Raw genomic sequence first — 19,302 nt, forward strand, 5'->3', positions numbered from 1 at the left:
CCCATGAAACACCTCCTCCCGAAAGTGAATCATAGAATACCGCTTTTGGGAATCCCGAAACCGATTCAGATCAAAAGCAAAACGCTTTAATTCCGTGAAAGATCGGTTTGTATCCCGTATTTTCTCAATTTATCAGCAACTGTCGTGTGGGAAACTCCGAGGGCGCGTGCAAGCTTGCGGCTGCTTGGGTAACGCGGATAAAGTTCAGTAAAAAGATGTTTTTCAAAGTTTTCCAAAGCCAGCTTATAGCTGGTGCCAAGCTGCATGTGAGGGCCTTGTGCAAGCGAAGGCGGTGAGGGAATTTGTAGCGGCAGTTCCAGATCAACAGCTGACAGATGTTCTTTTTCACAAAGCGATACTGCCCTGAACAGGGCGTTTTCCATCTGCCTGATATTCCCGGGCCAGGAATAGGCACGAAGCTGATCCATTAGCGATAGCGATAAAGCCGGTGTCCGACAACCGATCTGGCGGGAAGCGCGTTTAGTAAAGTGGCTGGCAAGCAGGGGGATATCACCAGCCCGATCACGTAACGGCGGGAGGGTGATTGACAGCACATTGAGACGATAATACAGGTCCTCACGGAAAGTGCCCTTTGTAACCATCTCTTCCAGATTGCGGTTTGTTGCACTGATGGTCCGGACATCAACCTTGATTTCTTTCGTACCTCCAACACGCATAAAACTGCCGTCTTGCAGGAACCGCAACAGTTTGGCCTGAAGATAAGGGGTAAGTTCTCCTATTTCATCCAGAAAAACTGTTCCAGTGTGGGCAAGTTCCAACAGTCCGGGCTTGCCGCCTTTTGTTGCAGAGGTGAAAGCACCCGGAGCATAGCCAAACAGCTCGCTTTCGGCCAGATTTTCAGGCAAGGCAGCACAGTTTAGGGCAAGAAAGGAATTCCTGTTTCGAAGACTTGATTCATGGCAGGCCCGGGCAAAAAGTTCTTTTCCGGTTCCGGTTTCTCCAAGAATCAATAAGGGTGCATCAACTTTGGACAGTCGTACAGCCCGATCCTTGATATGGAGGAATGCAGGTGTTTCTCCGAGTATAGCCGAAAAATCTTTAACAGCCTGCTTGGTATCAAGGGCACTGAAGGTTCGACCCAATCTGGCAGGTCGCTGAAAAACCAGAACACTTCCAGATATCTGGATATTCTGGTTTTCCTGGGCTTTGATTGGCTCTGCATGGAGCAGGAAATTTTCACCACCCAGCTGCATTTCGATCTCAGCTATTTGAAAAGCTGATTTTTGCAACAGATGAGCGAGAGGTTGCGAGAGAAGTTGATCCAGAGGCCTGCCTCTCAGATCCAGTTCTGTTTTATTGACTATCTTTTGGGCTGCATCATTGGCCTGGGTTATCTCGCCCTTTGTGTCGATGGCAATAACCGGGTCTGGCAAACTGGAAAGTACGGCGTGCAATTGTAAACGGCGGCGCTCAGTCGGCAGAAGATCAATCGGCATGATCTGGTGGACACCAGGGACAGCCGTTATTGCCGTTGCTAATTCAGGTGGCAAGGATGATGAAGGGTGTGTCCGGTCAAGGGATGGCAAATCTATATATATATGGTTCGTTGTGACTTCAAGATTACGTAAATCCAGACCTTGGGCAACAAGGACAGAGAGAACTTCCTGAGTGATTCCCAAACGATTATCGGTTCGTATTTCTATTCGCATGTAAATATATCCTTACGTACGTAATTATTTACATCATGTTATTCTCTGAAATTCAATAGATTTATTGCCAGATACGAATTGGTCACCACAGCACATGTAAGTTAAATCTTACATCAAAATCTCTATTTTTGTTTTATCTATTTGATTTTAAATAATAAATTATCTGGCATGGTTGTTGCTTTCGAAAGGGGCAAAAGACACTTCACTCTGGGAGCCAAATTCAAATGACTGATCTTAAAGGCAAAAAAGGTTTTGCGACACGCGCCATCCACCATGGTTATAATCCGCTGGACCACCAGGGGGCGTTGAACCCTCCGGTTTATATGACCTCGACTTTTGCCTTTGAGTCTGCGGCCCAGGGTGGCCGGCGTTTTGCCGAAGAAGAAGCCGGCTATATCTATTCGCGCATTTCCAACCCGACATTGGCTCTGCTGGAAGAGCGCATGGCTATTTTAGAGGGGGGCGAGGCAGCTCTTGTAACCTCTTCGGGTATGGGGGCGATCACTTCTGTGTTCTGGACTCTGGTCAAGCCTGGCGATGAAATCATTGTTGATCGTACGCTCTACGGCTGTACTTTTTCCTATTTCCGTCATGGGCTCGAACGCTTTGGCGTGACGACCCGTCATGTTGATCTGACTGATCCTGCCAAACTGGCGGTTGCAATCAGTGACAAGACCCGGATTGTCTATTTTGAAACCCCAGCGAACCCGAACATGCGGGTTGTGGATATTGCCGCGATTTCTGAAATTGCTCACAGCAAATCAGCAACGGTGGTTGTTGACAACACCTATTGCAGTCCTTATCTGCAGCGCCCGCTAGAGCTGGGGGCTGACCTTGTGGTGCATTCTGCGACCAAATATCTTGGAGGCCATGGTGATCTGACGGCGGGTGCTGTTGTGGGTACTGCAGAAGCCATGCACGACATCAGACTGATTGGCCTCAAGGATATGACGGGCGCTGTGTTGTCACCTCAGGATGCCCAGCTAATCCTGCGCGGGATCAAGACGCTTAATCTGCGGATGGATAGACACTGTGCCAGCGCTATGACGGTCGCTCGCTATCTGGAAGCTCACCCTCTGGTCAGCCGGGTGTTCTATCCTGGCCTGAAAAGTTTTGAGCAATATGATATTGCGCAAAAACAGATGGAAAAATCTGGCGGTATGATTGCCTTTGAACTCAACGGTGGTCTGGAAACCGGTCGTAAAATGATCGACGGATGCCAGATGATTGTGCGTGCCGTCAGTCTTGGAGATGCGGAAACCCTGATCCAGCATCCTGCCACGATGACCCATTCAACCTACACGGCCGAAGAACGGCAGGAATACGATATCACTGATAGCCTTGTCCGGTTGTCAGTTGGTCTGGAAGAAGTCGAGGACATTCTTGCTGATCTGGAAATGGCACTTGATGTAGCTGGTGGAAGCAACAAAGTCAGCATGATGGCGCGGAGTGCCTGATTGCAGACAGGTTTGATGCTGTTCGTCAGCATAACCAAACAGGATATAAAAAAACAGGGGCAGGATAATGCAGGCTGTATTGGCAGAAAACCAGACGATGCTTGAAGACACTTTGGATGGTGAAAACAAGCAGATACTGGCACTTCAGGAAATAGAAAAGAAAATCCGCTGGCTCGCCAGCTGGATGATCCATCATGCCAATCACCTGCGGCAAAGCCGCGATGGCCTGAAAGTGGGAGGGCATCAGGCGAGTTGTGCATCAATCACCACGATTATGACGGCCCTGTACATGCACGAGCTGCGGACCCAGGACCGCGTGGCTGTGAAGCCTCATGCCAGCCCGGTACTGCATGCGATCCAGTATCTTCTTGGTAATCAGACCCGCGAGAAGATGGAAAATTTCCGCGCTTTTGCCGGCGCACAGTCCTATCCTTCACGGACCAAAGACGGAAGCATGATCGATTTTTCTACCGGGTCGGTTGGCCTGGGAGCCGCGATCACCAACTTTGCCGCCCTGACCCAGGACTATCTGCGGTACAAGGATATTATCCCTTCGAACGAAGCACCGGGAAGGATGATTGCCCTGGTTGGTGACGCAGAGCTGGATGAGGGAAATATTTACGAAGCCCTGCTGGATACCTGGAAACATGACATCCGCAATATCTGGTGGATCATTGACTACAACCGCCAAAGCCTTGATGGCATGGTCAATGAAGACCTGTTTCGTATTATCGGACGTTTTTTCCGCGCTGCAGGCTGGAACGTGATTACTCTGAAATATGGAAAGCTTCAGAGAGCTGCTTTTACACGCCCCGGCGGCAAGGCGCTTCGCCGGTGGATCAATGCCTGTCCAAACGATATCTATTCTGCTCTGACATTTCAGGGGGCAGCCGCCTGGCGTAAACAGATCATGCAGGATCTGCCTGACGAGACTGATCTACAACAGTTGATCGCCAGTTATCCTGATGCAGATCTGGAGCGGTTGATGACCAATCTGGGTGGACACTGTATGGAAACGTTGCTCGAAGCGTTTCAGTCGGTTCCTGATGACAAACCGACAACTTTTGTCTGCTATACTGTCAAGGGTTATGGATTGCCGCTGCAAGGGCACAAAGACAATCATGCAGGCCTGATGAACCTTCCTCAGTTCGCTGAATTCCAGAAATCCTGTGGTGTTGCTTCGGGGCAGGAGTGGGACCATTTTGCTGGTTTGAGCGGTGATCTTGAGATTATCAGGCAGATCATTGAGGACGCGTCTCTTGTAAGTGACGGATCGCGTCATAAAAGTGCCCGCAAAGTACAACTGCCTGAAACACTGCCTTTTACGGCGGCCGAGAAAGCCTCAACTCAGGAAACCTTTGGCCGTATTCTCAATGATCTGGCCAAGGCAGGTGGTGACCTTGCTGACCGGATTGTTACGACATCACCGGATGTGACTGTATCCACCAACCTTGGTGGCTGGGTAAACCAGCGCGGGCTTTTTGGCCGGAAACAGAAGAACGATGCTTTCCGGGCCAATAAGGTTCCTTCAATGCAGAAATGGGATCGGCATCAGGCTGGTCAGCATGTGGAACTCGGGATCGCCGAGAATAATCTTTTCCTCAATCTGGCGGCTCTTGGCCTTTCCGGCAGTTTGTTTGGTGAACGCCTTCTGCCAATAGGAACACTTTACGATCCCTTTATCTCTCGTGGGCTAGATGCCCTTAACTATGCCTGTTATCAGGATGCCCGTTTTATGCTTGTGGCCACCCCATCGGGGATTACGCTGGCACCTGAGGGCGGAGCACATCAGTCTATTTCAACACCGATGATCGGGATGGGCCAACCGGGATTGACGTCGTTTGAACCGGCCTTTGCTGATGAAGTTGCCGAAATTATGGGATGGAGCTTTGCCCATATGCAGGATGAGGCAAATGGCGGTTCGGTTTATCTTCGTCTGTCGACCCGGCAGATTGAACAGCCCACGCGAACGCTGGATGATGAAACTCGCAAAGCGATTGTCAGTGGTGGTTATTGGCTGGTCCCCCCGGCAAAAGGGTCAGGCAAGGCACTGGTCTATACAGGTGCTCTGGCTCCGGAGGCGCTCAAGGCCTTTGAGGCATTGAAGACAGATTTTCCGGAAATGGGATTGCTTTCCGTGACCTCGACAGATCGTCTGTATAATGAATGGCAGGATCTCGAGCGGTTGCGTTTGAAAGGTGAAGACGAAGGTCGGATGGCCCATATCGAAAATCTGCTTGAACCTCTGGCCTCTGATGCACGTCTGGTTACAGTGATCGATGGCCACCCGGCGGCACTGGCCTGGATGGGCGGGGTACGGGGGCATGCTGTAGCCCCCTTGGGGATCAACTCGTTTGGTCAGTGCGGGGATCTGATTGATCTGTTCGATCATTACCAGATTGATGACAACTGGATCAGCAAAGCAGCACGGCGCCACTAACCCGACACAATTGATTGTTAGGTAAAAGCGAAAACGGATTTGATGTAAACGCAGACCCGAATGTCAGGCAAACAAGAGAGAAAACGATGTCATTGAGTGATTGCAGAGGTATTCCCGTTTCCTATGGAAATCCGGATGCGATAAAGGCTTTGGAAGAGGCGCACCTCTGTACCATGACGTTCTTCGGTGATCCTATTTCCATGATCACCAAAACCCTTGAAGAGCATCCTGATTTTGTCATGGGGCATTGTTTCAAGGCAGCTTGGCTGACACAAACGCTGGAAACCCGGATCTATCGACGGATGTTGTCCTCTCTCGAAGCTGCCGAGGCCCTCTGGGACAAGGCAAATGAGCGTGAGCGCGGACATATAAAGGCGGTCCGTGCCTGGGTTGATGGTGATTTTTTTGCTGCAGTTCAGCATTGGGAAGCCGTTCTGACCCGGTATCCTCTTGATCTTCTTGCTCTACAGCTGGTTCATCTGGCAGATGTCCTTTTGGGTGATGTCGTTGGACAACGCGATTGTGTTGCCCGCGTCTTTGCCCTCTGGGATGAAGATATGCCTGGCTATGAGTTCGTGCTGGGCTTCTATTCTTTCGGACTGGAAGAAAACAGCGACTACCTCCAGGCAGAGGAAATGGGGCGACTGTCCCTGGCGATCCGTCCTGACAATCCTTATGCAGTGCATTCTGTCTCCCACGTTATGGAGATGCAGGGGCGACAGGCTGGCGGGATCAGCTTTATGCGAGAGAGGGCACCGAGCTGGTCACGCAGTCATTTTGCCAACCATCTCTGGTGGCATCTGTCCCTGTTTCATCTGGATGTGGGGCAGGTCGACCGGGTGCTTGATATCTATGATAACAATCTGCGGACACAAAACCAGACAGCAGACAAATACGAAGAGCTAGATGCTGCAGCCCTGTTGTGGCGGCTCAAGCTTCTTGGCGTGGATGTGGGGGACCGCTGGACTTCACTTGCTGACAAGTGGGAACCGAGTGCTGAAGATACGCTTTATGCCTTTAATGACGTTCATGCGATGATGACCTTTGTATCTGATGGTCGAACTGAGGCCGCACAGAGGTTGCTCAATGCCAATGAGCGTTACATTGGTCATGCGACAGATGCCAATGTGGCAATGAGCAGGGAAATTGGTTTGCCGTTCTGTCTGGCTTTGCAGGATTTTGAACAGGAAAACTATGGCAGTTGTGTCGATCGCCTTCTGGCGGTTCGCTATATGACCCATCGTCTTGGCGGCAGTCATGCCCAGAGGGATATTATCGGCTGGACCTTGCTTGAGGCTGCTTTGCGGGCCAGGCGTTTTGATCTGGCACTTGCCCTGGCAAATGAGCGCTGTGCGTTGAAGAAAACCTCGGTACAGAACTGGACCTATGTGGCCCGGGCCCACAAGGGGCTGGGACATGTCAACCGGGCTGCACGCGCCGAAGCACGCGCTCTGTCCCTGACAACGGGGTAGTAGGGGGACAACAGGCTGAAGATCAGCTGTTTGCTTTGCTCAGACTGCTTTCGACCAGTTTCGTGATCTCATCCCATTTTTTATCTGCGACCAGATTTTTTGGAGCCAGCCAGCTGCCGCCAACACAGATAACATTGGGTTGGGACAAAAATGTTTGCAGGTTATCCAGAGACACACCGCCAGTAGGACAGAAGCGGACATCTGAAATCGGTGCATGCAGGGATTTCAGCATGTCGATCCCGCCAACGACTGTGGCGGGGAAAAGTTTCTGAATTTTGAAACCCTGCTCCCGCAACACAAGAACTTCAGAAGGGGTGGCTGCTGCCGGAACATAGGGCAGATCAGCATCTATAGCTGCCTGGCTCAGGCGCGGGGTGGTGCCCGGGCTCAGAGCATAGCTTGCCCCGGCGCTTTTGACCTGTTCAAATTGGGCTGGTTCCAGCAGAGTTCCCGCCCCAAGGGCAAGCTCGGGTAAAGCCCTGGCAATTTTTTCTATCGCGGAAAGAGCCGCCTGACTGCGTAAGGTCACCTCGATTGCGGTGCATCCTCCGGCGAAAAGGGCCTGGGCAAGCGATACTGCTTCTTCCGAGCTTTCAATGACCAGAACAGGTAGAATAACGGCCTTTTCCAGCGTTGTTGAGAGATAACTGTAGTGGGCTTCATTGGACATTGGACTTGCCTGTTGGTTCGTGCAGATAGAAGATTAGATTGAGGGCACCGTTATAGGAACAATAGCCCCTTGCTGGGCAATGACCTGTCGTGCGATCTCTCCCGCAGTTGCTGCTGAAACACCGATCTCTTTACCTGAGAGCCTGGCCCAGAGATATCCGGCGTTAAAGCTGTCTCCGGCAGCGGTTGTATCTTTTATGACTGACGCTGTTTCAACAGGGAAAATCTGTACATCACCATCAGTATAGATAGTTACGCTTTCAGAGCCGTTTTTGAGAACAATCTCGTGCACCCCCAGTTTTGATATCCGCTGGATTGACTGGTCGGTATTCTCCAGGCCAAAGAGCAGTTTCTCATCGTCATGGGACGGCAAAGCCAGATCACACAGACTATAGGCCTGATTCAATACATACTTTGCTTCATCACTGTCTTGCCACAGCCGGGGGCGGTAATTGCTGTCAAAAGCTATCTTACCACCTTTTGCGCGGAAATCGCGACAAAGCTGGAAGAGTTCTTCTCGGCCTTCCGGATAAAGGATAGCAAGCGTAATGCCAGAAAAACAGAGCCAGTCTTTCTGCATCAACCCGGCTTTAAGCTGCTCGGAGAAGGCTGTCTGAAAAAGCTGCCGGGCTGGAGCCTGTGCCCGCCAGTACAGGAAACTTCGTTCGCCCTTTTCATCCGTCTGGATCATATAGAGACCGGGAACCGCACCTGGAATTTTCTCGATCAGATCAGTACCAACACCGGCTGCAGCGAAGGTGTCGATCATCTCGCAGCTAAGCGAATCATCGCCAAGGGCGGTGATGTAGCTGACTTCCATATTTCCCCTGGCACACTGAGCCAGATAATAGGCGGTATTATAGGTATCTCCACCAAAACGCTTTTTAAAAAGTTCATTTTGTTGAGAAGATTCTTCCGCGCGGAAAAGTTCGACCATACACTCGCCGATAATTCCGATTGATGTCATGGGGACGGGTTCCTTGTTGAAGTCGGCCTGTTTTATTGCTCCGTCCAGGTATTCTTAATATTATCGGGACACAGTTGGTGACAACATTTTGATCTTTTGCACTATTCGGCATGCCTCCAGGAGAGGTTCTTCTGATCAACTCATCAATAATGAAGCAACTGGTGAAGCGGTGGCAAAGATAAGCTAGTGAGAATGCCTGGGCAAGCCCTTGTTATCGATAATGCGCAGGTGTAGGGTGGCTGGTTCAAGGCAGGCTCCGCTGGAAAGCTGACCGACCATAGAGCGATAGATTTCCTGCCATGGGGTCTGGTTATCTAGCTCAGGCAAGACCAGTTCTGCCTGTCGTTTTGCCAGTTCCTCGTCGCTGATCATCATATCGACTTTGCGATTATTCAGATCTACGCGGATACGATCCCCGGTTTTAAGCAGGGCCAGACCACCGCCAACTGCAGCTTCAGGTGACGCGTTGAGGATGGAGGGACTGCCGGATGTACCACTCTGGCGTCCATCACCTGCACAGGGCAAAGAGGTAATGCCCTGTTTTACCAGACTGTCCGGCGGCAGCATGTTGACCACTTCAGCAGAACCGGGATAGCCCACAGGGCCACAGTTTCTTATAAAAAGAATGGAATTGGCTGTAACGCCCAGATCAGGGTCGTTGATTCTGCTGTGATAGTCCTCTGATCCTTCGAACACGATAGCATCGCCCATAAACACATTTGGATGTTCGGGATCTTCGAGATAGCGTTTTCGAAAAGCCCCGTCTATCGCCGATGTTTTCATGACGGCGTTTTCAAACAGGTTGCCACTGAGAACCATAAGACCCGCGGACTGTAACAAGGGCTCATCTGCAGCCCGGATTACTTCACGGTCGTGGGTAAAGGCTTCCCGGCAGTTTTCACCAATGGTCTTTCCGTTGACTGTCAGCGGTTCCTCATGGATCAGACCAGCTGCAATCAATTCGGCCAGGACAGCAGGAACACCACCGGCCTTGTGAAAGCCTTCGCCGAGGAAACGCCCGACGGGCTGACAGTCCACAATCATCGGAACGTTATAGCCAACCCTTTGCCAATCCTCCATATCAAGATCGACACCCATATGGCGGGCAATGGCAATAAGATGTGGCGGGCAGTTGGTTGATGCCCCGAGGGAGGACGCGAGAACAATAGCGTTTTCAAAAGCTTCTTTGGTCATGATCTCGGACGGGGTGAGGTCTTCCCACACCATCTCGACGATCCGTTTTCCGGTGTGATAGGAAATCTGGCCACGTTCACGGTAAGGCGCAGGAATGGAAGCACAGCCAGGCAGGGACATGCCCAGTGCCTCGGCCAGGCAGTTCATGGAAAGCGCCGTTCCCATGGTGTTGCAATGCCCGATAGACGGGGCAGAGGCTGCCGCCAGTTCCATAAATCCTTCGTAATCAAGCTCACCCGCCGCAAGTTGCTGACGGGCCTCCCAGATAATACTGCCAGATCCGACGGTACGACCTTTATGGTATCCATCCAGCATCGGGCCACCGGAAAGGACGATTGCCGGCATGTTTACTGTGGCAGCGGCCATAAGGCAGGCCGGGGTTGTCTTGTCACAGCCCGTGGTCAGAACCACACCATCGAGAGGATAACCGTGAAGAACCTCGACCAGACCAAGATAGGCCAGGTTCCGATCCAGCGCAGCCGTTGGCCTTTTACCGGTTTCCTGGATTGGATGAACCGGAAACTCCAGCGGAATACCTCCGGCATCACGGATGCCTTCTTTGACCCGGATCGCCAGATCCTGATGATGACGGTTACAGGGTGTAAGGTCTGACCCGGTTTGGGCGATGCCTATGATCGGCTTGCCGGATTGCAGCTCTTCACGAGTCAATCCGAAGTTCAGATAACGCTCGAGATAGAGGGCCGACATGCCGGGATCTTCGACATCATCAAACCATTTTTTACTGCGAAGCTGTTCTTTGGTAATCGGATTGCGGGTCATGTCATACTCTGTTTATCGGCGTAGAGGGCTTCGATGTCGGGTTGGTCTGTTTAATTATCAGCAATCCGGTTACGGCCAATCAGGGGATACTGTTCGACCTCCAGTACCGTGCCGGTGACGGGAGCAGATTTGTCTGACAACCAGAAGACGGCATGCTGGGCTACCTGTTCAGGCAAGAGGATCATTCCTGTCGGGGCGGAAAGCGGTGAAAGATCATCCAGCCAGTTTTCCGGGCGGCCTTCTGCCAGTTGCAGTTTGTGTTCGTTTTCTGTGTAAGTCCAGCCGACATTCAGCTGGTTTACCCTGATTTTTTCTGGTCCGAAGGCATCACCGAGATTCCGGGTCATGGTCTGCAGTCCGCCCTTGGAGGTGGAATAGATCAAGAGGTCCGGTTGACCACAGTGTGCGTTGATAGATCCAATATTGACGATACTGCCACAGCCCAGCTTGCGAAAATTTTCCATGCAGGCCTGTATCATCAGCATCGGTGCCCGCAGATTGATTGCCATAACCTGCTCAAAAGCCTCGGCAGTCAGGCTGTCGATGTTGTGTCTGGGGGAAATTCCCGCGTTATTGACCAGACCATCAACTTTGCCAAAACGCTTGAGAGCTGTTGCAACCAGTTTGGCAGGGAAGGCGGGATCGGCTATATCGCCGGACAGGCCTGCGACGCGATCTAGGCCATAGCCCTTACCCAGTTCATCAATCGCTGTTTCAACCAGTTGTTCACGTAAACCATGCAAGAAGACTGACCCACCTTCTTTCAGGATTTCTTCTGCAATCTTTCGCCCAATGCCACTGCTGGATCCGGTTACCAATATACTTTTGTTTTTCAGTATCATATCTGGATTTTCTAATCTTTATAATTAACGGATGTTTCGGGAATTCCTGCAATGTCGAGATCCAGTTTGAACAGGGCTCCGGCATCCGGATTGTGCGATATTTCCTCAGGCGTCAGTCTTGTGGAGGCAGAGGTGATATAAAGTGTTTTAAGGTCCTTACCGCCAAAGCAAACCGAGGTTGGTCGTTGAACCGGCAGCTCCAGCTTGCGCTCGATTGTGCCGTCGGGCTGATAGCGGGTGATCGCCCAGCCATCCCATTGTGCGTTCCATAAGCAGCCTTCGCTATCAATGGTCATGCCATCAGGATATCCGTCGGATTCTGACAGTTGTGCGAAAACTTCGGGTTTGCTGTTGATACCGTATTCTTCATCGTACCTTGCTGTCATGATCCTGCGAGAGGGAGAGTCTGCAAAGTAGATCCGCTCACCCGCGGGGCTAAAGGCGGGGCCATTGAAGACAACGAAAGCTCCATCCTGTTGCAGGATCTGCCCGCGGGTATAGCGCCAACACCTGCCGAGAGGCGACGTTTCCTTGAGGTGTTTGGTTCCGAAAAAGAAATTGCCATAACGATCTGCTTTTCCGTCGTTCATCAGACACTCGGTACTGGCAAGACTTGGCGCAAGCGGTGATACAATCCCGCTGTCCATGTCAATGAGGGAAAGTCCCTGTCCCAGGGCGGCAATAAGTCCCCCATCATCACAAAGAGCGATGGAACCTGCTGGAGCGGGCAAGGCAAGGCTGTGCGTAGTCTTTCCGTCCGCACTTTTACGGTATAGTCTGGCATTTTCGATATCCAGCCAATAGAGGCAATTGTCCCTGAAGTCCCAGAGGGGAGATTCTCCCAGCAGGGCCGGGCCTTCCCAAATTTTTTCAACAGCACAGCTTTGCATTTATCGAGACCTATATCCGCATTTCGCTTTTCGGGTCAAACAAACTGGCTTTGCCCATATCGACCATAAAGGCCATCGTCTCGCCAGGATTTGACGTGTTGTAGGGATTGACACGGGCAATAACCTCCCGGCCACCCAGTTCAATATAGGTTAGCGTATCTGCCCCGGTTGGTTCCAGTACTTCCACCTGACAATCAAATGGCTGAAGCCTTTTGTTCTGGGTCATCTCTGCATCAGAGCGATGGGTCAGGGTTTCCGGGCGAATGCCAAGGATGACCTCTCGTCCGATCCATTCGCCGATACTTTGCAGATCATCCGGAAGAGCAAGGAAAACAGAACTGCGTTCCCCACGGGCTGTCCGTTCAATAGAAACACCAAGACGATCGTTTTCACTGACAACTGTTGCCGGGATAAAGTTCATGGCCGGGGAACCGACAAAACCTGCGACATACATATTTGCCGGGCGTTCATAGACTTCCTGCGGGCTGGCAAATTGCTGGATCTCGCCTTCACGCAGGATGGCAATCCGGCTGGCCAGGGTCATGGCCTCGATCTGGTCGTGGGTAACATAGACCATGGTTGTGCCAAGACGCTGATGCAGCTTTTTGATTTCTGTCCGCATCTCGACCCGCAACTTGGCATCAAGGTTGGAGAGAGGCTCATCAAACAGGAATATTTCGGGTTTACGCACCAATGCACGGCCCATTGCCACACGTTGGCGCTGTCCTCCGGACAGCTGGGCCGGTTTCCGGTCGCGGAGATGATCGATTTGCAACATACGCGCGGCTTCATCGACGCGTCTCTCCCGGTCTTCTTTGGTAACCTTGCGCATTTCCAGACCGAAACCGATGTTCCGTTCAACGGTCATGTTTGGATAGAGCGCATAGCTCTGGAATACCATGGCAATATCACGATCTTTGGGGTGGACGTCGTTGACCACCTTGTTATTGATCAGAATTTCACCGTCTGTAATGGTGTCCAGCCCGGCAATCATGTTCAACAGAGTCGATTTGCCACAGCCGGAAGGGCCGAGGAGAACAAGAAATTCACCGTTTTCCAGTTCCAGATCAATGCCTTTGAGAACATCGACGGCACCATAGGATTTCTTGACGTTTTGAATGGTCAGGGTCGCCATGAGAGTTTTCTCCTTACCCTTTGACTGAACCGGCGGTCAAACCACGAACGAAGTAGCGCCCGGCCAGGACATAGACGGCCAGTGTCGGAGCAGCCGTTATCAGGGCTGCCGCCATATCGACGTTGTAGCGTTTGACACCGGTTGTGGTGTTAACAAGATTGTTGAGAGCAACAGTGACGGGCTGACCACCACCTGTTGTGAAAGAGGCACCAAACAGGAAGTCATTCCAGATCTGGGTAAACTGCCATATGATTGTCACCACTATAATCGGCGGGGAAAGCGGTAGAAGGATGCGCCAGAATATGGTGAAGAAACCAGCACCATCAATGGTCGCCGCTTTGATCAGATCATCGGGAATGCTGACATAGTAGTTTCTGAAAAACAGCACGGTGAAGGGCAGTCCATAGACGATGTGAACGAGAACCAGTCCGGGAACCGTGTTGGCCAACCCCAGAAAACCCAAAGACTGGGCCATGGGCAACAACACCACCTGGAAGGGGATGAAACAGCCAAACAGGATCATGGCAAAGACCATGTTGGCGCCGCGAAACTTGAACTTTGTCAGGGCATAGCCGGTAAGAGCACCAAGAACGGTTGAGATCAGGACCGCAGGAATGGTCATCATGACCGAATTCCAGAAATAGGGTTTCAGACCGGTGCAGCTGACGCCGATACAGGCTTCACTCCAGGCATAGCGCCAGGATTCCAGATTGATTTCGGCCGGCAGGGATAACAAGGTGCCGTTGCGGATCTCGTCCAGATCCTTGAAGGATGTCGAAAGCACGACAATCAGCGGCAGAATGTAATAGGCGCCAAAGCTGATCAGCAAGAAATAGAGGCCAAAGCGGCCAGCGCTGCGCCAGGGGCTGTTGCCGCCGGGCAGGGACGCAATATCAGCCATGTTTCCGCTCCCTCAGTTCTGAATAAAGATAGGGGATGACGATTGCCATTACAGTGGCCAGCATCATCATGGCAGAGGCGGCACCAAGGCCGATCTGGTTGCGGCGAAAGGTCATTTCATACATAAAGTTTGCTGGCATGATCGAGCTGTTCCCCGGACCACCGCCGGTCAGGGCTACAACGAGGTCAAAGCTTTTGACAGCCATATGTGCCAGGATAAAGAAACTGCTGAGAAAAACCGGGCGCAGGGTTGGCAGAATGATCACAAGATAAATGCGTGAAAGGGATGCTCCGTCCAGATAGGCTGCCTTGATGATCTCGCTGTCTACGCCGCGCAAAGCTGCCAGAAACAACGCCATGACAAAACCCGATGATTGCCAGACAGCGGCAATGACAAGGGTGTAGATCGCCATGTCGCTGTTGATCAGCCAGTCAAAGGAAAAACTCTCCCAACCCCAGGAATGAAACATTTTTTCCAGCCCGAGACCCGGGTTGAGGATCCATTTCCAGGCTGTACCGGTGATGATAAAGGAAATCGCCATGGGATAGAGATAAACGGTACGCAGCAGCCCCTCGGCACGAACACGCTGATCCAGCGCAACCGCGAGAAGACACCCCAGTACGATGGCAATCAGGATGAACAGTCCCCCGAAAACCAGCAGGTTTTCCATGGCAACATGCCAGGTCGACATTTTCCAGAGCCGGACATACTGATAGATACCATCAAAGGAATAGGTCGGCAGCATCTTTGACTTGGTAAAAGAGACATATCCGGTCCAGGCAATGAAGCCATAGACAAAAAATATGATCAGGGCAAAGGTTGGTGCGACCACCAGTTTCGCCACATTCCAGCGCAGCCAGTCCGCGAGCGGCCGTTTGGCAGGTAGAGATTTTTCAGTCATGGAGTTTGTCATCATTTCCAGAATATTCACCCGAACCAGGGAAGGAATATTCAATATCTCAGGATCATGCGGCAGAGGGAAGAACAGCCCGTATCAACCGATCCTGTCTTGTCGGGAGAAACTGTAACTGCGAGGCGGTACAGAACAGGTCGTACCGCCTCTGTCCAGCTATAGCTTACTCGGCCAGTTCAATAGCCTCGGCCAGGCGCTCTACGGCAGCCTCTGATGTCATGTCAGAGTTGAAGTGTTCCGTAACAACATCAAGCACAGCCCCGCGAATGGCCCCGGCAGCTGCTATTTCATGAGCGACCGAACCAACAAGCTCGCCACCTTCAGAAGAAGCCTGAAGGTCAATCATGGATTTAACAGCACATTCATCAAATTTATCGCTGTTAACGCCCATCCGGGCTGGAATGGAACCTTTGTAAAGGTTGAAGGTTTCCTGGAACTTCTCTCCAAGGATCAGGCGTGCCAGAAGTTCCTGGCCGGCGTTGTCATCCGCACTGGTTACCTTGAACATGGCAAAGCTGTCAGAGTTCAGAATGTAGCCACCGTTTGAAGGTGTCGGGATGCAGAGGAAGTCAACGCCCGGTTTTTTACCCGCAGCAACAAACTCGCCTTTGGCCCAGTCGCCCATAATCTGCATCGCTGCTTCTCCGCGCATAACCATCCCTGTTGCCAGGTTCCAGTCACGTCCCGGAAAATCGGCATCCACATAACCGCGCATCTTGCGCATCTGGTCAAAGACCTTCTTCATGGTGTCCGATTTCAAGGTTTCCGGGTCTTTTTCCACAAAAGCCTTGTTAAAGAACTCTGCACCGCCCAAACCTAGCGCCACAGTTTCGAATATTGTCGCATCCTGCCAGGGTTGACCGCCGTGAGCGAGCGGCGTAATCCCTGCGGCCATCAGTTTATCAGCAATGGCGTTGAACTCGTCCCAAGTACGCGGGGGTTCAGCATCAACCTTCGCCAGTACTTCAGGATTGGCCCAGATCCAGTCAACACGGTGGATATTGACGGGAACAGCAACGTATTTTCCGTCATATTTTACGATGTCCTGAAGCAGTGGCGGCAGGACATTATCCCATCCTTCTGCCTCGCCTACGGCTGTCAGATCGCCTAACGCGCCTGTTGCAGCCCATTCATGAATGTTTGGTCCCTTGATCTGAACAGCTGCAGGAGGATTGCCGGAAAGAACACGCGAGCGCAAAACAGCAGCCTGGGCATCTCCACCACCGCCAGCAACAGGTGCATCAATCCACTTGCCGCCGTTGGCTTCGAAGTCTTCTTTCAGTGCTTGTACAGCTTTGGCTTCACCACCTGAAGTCCAGTAATGCAGAACTTCTGCCTGTGGCTGGGCATGTGCTGTTGCAGCACCCAGCAGCAATGTACTGACCAGTGCTGTCGTCATAGTCAATTTATGTGTCAATGTTTTCATCCCGATTTCCTCCCCGAGCTTTTGTTGACAAAGAACCGAACTACGTCCCATAGATTATTGTTAGCTGTTCAGGCCGTAGCGGTTTCGATAGTTATAGTTAAACCCCGGGAGTGCCAGTTAAGCGATCTTTTTAGGGTAACAGAAGATTGCAGTCTGAACTGATTGTTACAAACGGATACATTAAGGTAATAAAAAAGTTTTGTTACAGTCTTTTCCCGCACATGCGAAATTAAACAGGACAAAAGATGGAAAAGGTCAAACATCTTCTGATTGTTGATGATGATGCCGAAATCCGGGAGCTCCTAACCGGATTCCTGACCCAGCGGGGTTATCGGGTCTCGGTGGCTGGATCGGGGAACGAGATGCGTCGCGAACTATCCCGCTGGTCGATTGACCTTATTATTCTGGATATCATGCTGCCCGGTGAGGATGGTCTGAGCCTCTGTCGATCTGTGCGGGAAAGCTCGACAGTTCCCATCATCATGCTAACAGCCGTCACAGGGGATGCAGATCGGATTGTCGGACTTGAAGTCGGGGCGGATGATTATCTCGAGAAACCCTTTAATCCCCGAGAGCTTCTCGCCCGGATGAAAGCCATCTTCCGGCGGGTATCCGGAGGAGCCAGTGATGGTGAAGAGGAACTGTCTGGCCCAGTAAAAAATCGACAGTTCAGATTTGCCGGATGGCAACTGCATGAAGGCAAGCGGGAAGTGCGATCCCCTGAAAAGTTTATTGTGCATTTGTCATCTGGGGAATTTGCGCTTCTTGTCGCTTTTCTTGAGCGTCCACAAACCGTCCTGACGAGAGATGATCTGATCAATGCTACAAGGGGAGTGGAGGCTATCGCTTTTGATCGAAGTATTGATATACAAATCAGTAGATTAAGGAGAAAACTTGAAGTTGATTCTGATAAGCCGAGATTAATAAAAACAGTGCGTGGGCAAGGGTACATTTTTGCAGAGCAGGTCAAACAGTCTTCTGAAACTGTTCCCCATCAGGATCAACGGTCTTGAACAATAAATGGCATTGGCTTTTGAACTGGGCGCCAGAGCGGATCAGGGTACGGATACTGCTGTTCGGATTTTTTTGTGGGTTTCTCGCAAGCTCATTTGCTGCAGGTGGTATTGGGGCAATCATTAACAGGAGGGCAGAAATCGCGGAAGCCACCTGGATTGGACCTGTGATCGCCCGCGCGTTTGAAGAATTATCCCGGATGCCTGAAGAACGAAGATCTATAGCGGCTAATAACTTTAACCGCAGCAATTCTGTTCTGTTTAATTATTATTCGCGTGAAAAAATTCCCGATAATAACAGCGAGTATTTTATTGATCTGACCCGGGAATCTATTATATCGCTCTATCCCAATATCCGGCTGGGGATGGATGGGGCACACCCCAGATCAAAACTGTTATTGCCAGATTATCCACCGGAAGACCTCACAGCACATTTAACATTTCTGACCTCAGCGATCGCCCGACATGACCGGCCAGCTTCGTTATATTTACGGCTGTCGAATGGGGATCAACTGGTTGTAAACAGCCCCGTTTACTGGCGTGAACGGGTAACCGAGGTGCAATGGTTGCTGATTTTGCTGGGCGGCATGTCATTTTCGGCAGTGCTCTTTATTCTGGGTATTCGTTATCTGCTTTATTCCTTTCGCTATCTTGGAGCCATCGGGACAGGCAGCAAGATAGGGCGTACAGAGGAAAGCAATATCAATAAGGATAGCCCGCTCTATAATTTCTGGCCTAAAGAAGCCAGAGAGATTGTAGATCAACTGTATAGAGAACAGGAAGAAAAGACCGAAGCAATCGAGGAACGCACCCGAATGCTTACCGCCATTTCTCATGACTTGAGAACGCCAGCAACGCGTCTGCGCTTGAGGGCCGAGTTTATTGAGGAAGAGGACCTGCGCAACAAAATTCTGGCGGACCTGGATCTAATGTTGTCCATGACCAAAGATGCGATTGATTTTCTAAAAGGCGGGCTGGAAGCAGAAGAGCTGGAGCAGTTTGATATTGTATCAATGGTTCAGAGTATTTGTGATGATTTTTCAGATGTGGGCATGCCTGTAACCTTTTTGCCCATAGAATATCCTACCTTGCGAACATCAGGCACTGTTTTCAGTCGACATGAAAAAACTGTATCACTCGACGGACTTCTCAAAGGTTATATGGTCGGACGTCCACGGGCGTTGAAGCGGGCGATAACCAATCTGGTGGCCAATGCAGTAAAGTACGGCTTTCAGGCAAAGGTTGGCTTGACCATTGAACCCGGCCTTATTCTGATTGAGGTGAATGATCGTGGCCCGGGCATCCCCGAAGCAGAGATGGATAATGTCCTCAAGCCTTTTTACAGGCTAGAGAAATCGAGAAACAGAGAAACGGGAGGGAGCGGTCTCGGGTTGAGTATCGTCAAAAGTGTTGCGGACTCACATCGCGGGGAACTCGAGCTTGCAAACCAGCCGGTTCAGGGCCTTTCTGTTAAGCTTTTATTGCCACGTTCTCTTGATCCTGACGTCTCTTTTGCTCCTTGATAATCGGCGA

At 51.2% G+C, this 19,302-nt stretch carries 15 protein-coding genes; 5 read left to right on the forward strand and 10 right to left on the reverse strand.

Going from position 1 to position 19,302, the window contains the following annotated elements; genetic code table 11:
* Positions 1-86: 86 nt before the first annotated feature.
* Positions 87-1,670, reverse strand: a complete 1,584-nt coding sequence (locus tag O4H49_RS18160; RefSeq protein WP_269424862.1) for a sigma 54-interacting transcriptional regulator — start codon at positions 1,668-1,670, stop codon at positions 87-89.
* Between the two features lie 224 nt (positions 1,671-1,894).
* Here O4H49_RS18160 and O4H49_RS18165 point away from each other — a divergent pair, with 224 nt between their 5' ends.
* From O4H49_RS18165 to O4H49_RS18175, 3 genes are all read left to right on the forward strand, one after another.
* Positions 1,895-3,127, forward strand: a complete 1,233-nt coding sequence (locus tag O4H49_RS18165) for a methionine gamma-lyase (protein ID WP_269424863.1) — start codon at positions 1,895-1,897, stop codon at positions 3,125-3,127.
* 67 nt (positions 3,128-3,194) lie between these two features.
* Positions 3,195-5,567, forward strand: a complete 2,373-nt coding sequence (locus O4H49_RS18170; protein ID WP_269424864.1) for a transketolase — start codon at positions 3,195-3,197, stop codon at positions 5,565-5,567.
* A gap of 86 nt (positions 5,568-5,653) precedes the next feature.
* Entirely contained in the window at positions 5,654-7,039 is a 1,386-nt protein-coding gene (locus tag O4H49_RS18175) for a tetratricopeptide repeat protein (RefSeq protein ID WP_269424865.1), read from the forward strand.
* A gap of 22 nt (positions 7,040-7,061) precedes the next feature.
* Here the strand turns inward: O4H49_RS18175 and eda are convergent, their stop codons facing one another.
* From eda to O4H49_RS18220, 9 genes are all read right to left on the reverse strand, one after another.
* Positions 7,062-7,709: a bifunctional 4-hydroxy-2-oxoglutarate aldolase/2-dehydro-3-deoxy-phosphogluconate aldolase gene (eda, locus tag O4H49_RS18180; RefSeq protein WP_269424866.1), complete on the reverse strand. Its 648-nt coding sequence runs from the start codon at positions 7,707-7,709 to the stop codon at positions 7,062-7,064.
* Between the two features lie 33 nt (positions 7,710-7,742).
* Positions 7,743-8,675, reverse strand: coding sequence for a sugar kinase (locus O4H49_RS18185; protein ID WP_269424867.1), 933 nt, complete (start codon positions 8,673-8,675; stop codon positions 7,743-7,745).
* A gap of 183 nt (positions 8,676-8,858) precedes the next feature.
* A complete protein-coding gene (locus O4H49_RS18190) occupies positions 8,859-10,649 on the reverse strand; it encodes an IlvD/Edd family dehydratase (RefSeq protein ID WP_269424868.1) in 1,791 nt (596 codons plus the stop codon).
* 50 nt (positions 10,650-10,699) lie between these two features.
* Positions 10,700-11,491 carry an SDR family NAD(P)-dependent oxidoreductase gene (locus O4H49_RS18195; protein WP_269424869.1) on the reverse strand — a complete coding sequence of 264 codons (792 nt, stop codon included), beginning with the start codon at positions 11,489-11,491 and terminating at the stop codon, positions 10,700-10,702.
* Between the two features lie 11 nt (positions 11,492-11,502).
* Positions 11,503-12,381: an SMP-30/gluconolactonase/LRE family protein gene (locus O4H49_RS18200; protein WP_269424870.1), complete on the reverse strand. Its 879-nt coding sequence runs from the start codon at positions 12,379-12,381 to the stop codon at positions 11,503-11,505.
* Between the two features lie 10 nt (positions 12,382-12,391).
* Positions 12,392-13,516, reverse strand: a complete 1,125-nt coding sequence (locus O4H49_RS18205) for an ABC transporter ATP-binding protein (protein ID WP_269424871.1) — start codon at positions 13,514-13,516, stop codon at positions 12,392-12,394.
* Positions 13,517-13,529: 13 nt separating this feature from the next.
* Positions 13,530-14,417 carry a carbohydrate ABC transporter permease gene (locus tag O4H49_RS18210; RefSeq protein WP_269424872.1) on the reverse strand — a complete coding sequence of 296 codons (888 nt, stop codon included), beginning with the start codon at positions 14,415-14,417 and terminating at the stop codon, positions 13,530-13,532.
* Positions 14,410-15,318 carry a carbohydrate ABC transporter permease gene (locus tag O4H49_RS18215; RefSeq protein ID WP_419715240.1) on the reverse strand — a complete coding sequence of 303 codons (909 nt, stop codon included), beginning with the start codon at positions 15,316-15,318 and terminating at the stop codon, positions 14,410-14,412. The genes O4H49_RS18210 and O4H49_RS18215 overlap by 8 nt, the downstream gene beginning before the upstream one ends.
* A gap of 175 nt (positions 15,319-15,493) precedes the next feature.
* Complete coding sequence (locus tag O4H49_RS18220) at positions 15,494-16,756, reverse strand: ABC transporter substrate-binding protein (protein WP_269424873.1); 1,263 nt, start codon at positions 16,754-16,756, stop codon at positions 15,494-15,496.
* Between the two features lie 245 nt (positions 16,757-17,001).
* Between O4H49_RS18220 and O4H49_RS18225 the strand changes: the two genes are divergently transcribed.
* Positions 17,002-17,769: a response regulator gene (locus O4H49_RS18225; RefSeq protein WP_269424874.1), complete on the forward strand. Its 768-nt coding sequence runs from the start codon at positions 17,002-17,004 to the stop codon at positions 17,767-17,769.
* Positions 17,766-19,292 (forward strand): sensor histidine kinase, encoded by a 1,527-nt coding sequence (locus tag O4H49_RS18230; protein ID WP_269424875.1) that lies wholly within the window; start codon positions 17,766-17,768, stop codon positions 19,290-19,292. Before O4H49_RS18225 ends, O4H49_RS18230 begins: the two co-directional genes overlap by 4 nt.
* Positions 19,293-19,302 lie beyond the last annotated feature (10 nt).

The sequence above is a fragment of the Kiloniella laminariae genome, from assembly GCF_027214005.1.
In the GTDB taxonomy this organism is placed as follows: domain Bacteria; phylum Pseudomonadota; class Alphaproteobacteria; order Kiloniellales; family Kiloniellaceae; genus Kiloniella; species Kiloniella laminariae_A.